Source organism: Sphingobium sp. AS12 (assembly GCF_019097845.1).
Taxonomy (GTDB): domain Bacteria; phylum Pseudomonadota; class Alphaproteobacteria; order Sphingomonadales; family Sphingomonadaceae; genus Sphingobium.
The window spans coordinates 1-1164 of sequence record NZ_JAHRGM010000099.1; the positions used below are offsets into that span (position 1 = coordinate 1).

Genomic DNA, 1164 nt, shown 5'->3' on the forward strand with positions numbered 1-1164 from the left:
GTAAGCAACCTTTACAAAATAACAACTCGTTTTATTCATGTTCACACTGTCAAGTGAACATAGGTTAAACAGAATGACAGTGATTAAAGTTTCTGAAAACTGAATACACACACTGTTGTGTATTCTACATATAAGACCCGTAGTGGTGGAATGCCTGTTGTGCACAACGGATTCTCTGGGTCACAGGTAGGAGAGCAGGAGTCATCTTCTGTCTCATGGCAGTTCAAGGCTAGCCTTCAAAATAAAATTTATAAATAGCAATGTCTTCCTTAGGGTTTCTATTGCTGCAAGGAAAGAGCATAGCAGAAAAGCTAGATGGAGGTGACAGGGCTGCTTACACATTCATATCACTATGTACCAGAGAAAGAAGTCAAGACAGGAACTCAAACAGGGCAGGAAGATGGAGGCCTGAGCTGATGCAGAGGCCATGGACGGGTGCCTCTTACTGGCTTACACATAGCTTGCTCAGCCTTCATTCTTATTTTATTTATTTATTTTAAATTAGAAACAACATTATTTTACATATCAATCCCACTTCCCCCTCCTTCCCATCCTTCCATGGGAGATTAACAAAGTCTGTCACATTATTTGGGCCAGGGCCATCTCAACAGATCAGTTACAGATAAGTTACCATGGGAATAGTTCAACCAAGTAGCAGCTTTAGTTTCTCTGGTTGTCGTCTGGAACATTCGGTGGCTGATTCCGTCTGTACCTTGCTCGATTATTTTTGAACCAGATCTGGAAGGACAAAGAAGAAGTCAGAAGACCGGTGTGCCTAGTTGAACATGCTCTATGGAAACCTTGTCTTTAGCTACTACCCACATAAATACAGTTTTGTGTCCCTGAGGGAGACCCTACCAAGATGATAATGCAGCTCCATAATGGTGCCCCGATGGAAGAACAACCACCACCCCTAGACATCAGTGCACATAGGTCCACTATCCACAATTGTCCCAAGCTGCTCCAAGCACTGAGGGATCACTAAGGGTACGGGACTGATAAATGTACAGGCACCATAGCTGGTTTTGCTAAGTGAGAAAGGCACAAGAGCAATACAGACCTTGATCTCTTTCTCCGTCACGCCAATGATTACTGCCAGCTCCTTGCGTTGGTCAAAGCTTGGGTACATACATTTTTTGAAATGTTCCTGTAAGAGCAGCTTTT

General features: G+C 43.2%; 1 protein-coding gene. It reads right to left on the minus strand.

Going from position 1 to position 1164, the window contains the following annotated elements:
- Positions 1–913: 913 nt before the first annotated feature.
- Positions 914–1164, minus strand: a 251-nt coding sequence (locus KRZ98_RS23905; protein WP_217675653.1) for a homeobox domain-containing protein, incomplete at its 5' end; no start/stop codon positions are given.